The organism is Paraburkholderia sp. BR10954 (assembly GCF_040965775.1).
Classification (GTDB): Bacteria; Pseudomonadota; Gammaproteobacteria; order Burkholderiales; family Burkholderiaceae; genus Paraburkholderia; species Paraburkholderia youngii.
Genome location: NZ_JBFRCK010000167.1, coordinates 1 through 1,177 on the forward strand (window position 1 = coordinate 1; position 1,177 = coordinate 1,177).

The following is a 1,177-nucleotide window of genomic DNA, read 5'->3' on the forward strand; positions in this document are numbered from 1 at the left end:
TACCGGTTTGCCGCGCGATCCGCGCGGGGCATGCGCACGCATGCAGCCCCGCTGGCGCGCAGTCTTCACGCCGTGACGGCTCATCGCGCTGCTCCTTGCGGCACCACCCCTGGCATTCGGGCCATGCGGGTCAGATTGCTCGCAACCATCGTCAGCTTGAAGTGCTGGTCGACGCGCTTGATACCGCGATAGACCGTCTGCCGGATCCGACCGACCGTTTTACCCCAGCCGAAATGCTCTTCGATTCGTTTGCGGATGATCTGGCTAATCCGGTAGCCCGTATGCCGCGAAGTGCGACCATCGATTGCGCTGCCGCCCCAACGCTCATCGTTGCGCGCGACATGCGGTGTCACGTTGCGAGCGCGGCAATCGTTCACGAAGTCGCGGGTGTCATACGCCTTGTCGGCACCAACTGTCTTCGCATGAGCGCCTGGCACGCAATCGAGCAATTGCAATGCGCTGGCCCGCTCGGCGAAACCATCTGCGTGACTCACCACGGCGCCGACCACCAGCCCCGAGCGATTCTCCATCAGGATGTGCCCGTGGTAGCACAGGATGGCCGGGCTCTTGTGGCTCTTCTTGAACAATCGCGCCTCCGGATCAGTAGTCGACTCGTGCGTGGCATTGCTACGTCGCTCGCCTTTCCAGTCAGTGTCGGCGTTGCGGCCACCGCCGGCTGGCGGACCATCGTCCGGGCCGTCCTTGCGGCGGAAGCTCTTGTGACTGGCCCACGCCTGAATCAGCGTGCCGTCCACCGAGAAATGCTCTCTCGACAGCAAGCCCCGCTTGTCCGCCAGGCTCATGACTTCGGTGAAGAACGCTTCCACGACTTCATGCTCCAGAAGCCGGTCGCGGTTCTTCGAGAACACCGAGTGGTCCCACACCGCGTCCTCAATCGCCAGCCCGACAAACCAGCGGAACAGCAGGTTGTAGCGCATCTGCTCCATCAGCATGCGCTCGCTGCGCACCGAGTAGAACACCTGCAACAGCAGCGCCCGCATCAGCTTCTCAGGCGCAATCGAGGCACGGCCGGTGTCCGCGTAGATGACGCTGAACAGCCCGTTGAGCCGTTTCAACGCGTCATTCACCAGCAACCGGATCGGTCGCAACGGGTGATCTGCCGGGACGAAGTCCTCGAGCTTGACCGTCGTGAACAGGGGTTCCTGCATCTCATCCA

1 protein-coding gene is annotated in these 1,177 nt (G+C 62.8%); it reads right to left on the reverse strand.

The annotated features are described in order from the left end of the window. Window positions 1-80: 80 nt before the first annotated feature. Window positions 81-1,177, reverse strand: a 1,097-nt coding sequence (locus tag AB4Y34_RS41610; protein ID WP_368719280.1) for an IS5 family transposase, incomplete at its 5' end; no start/stop codon positions are given.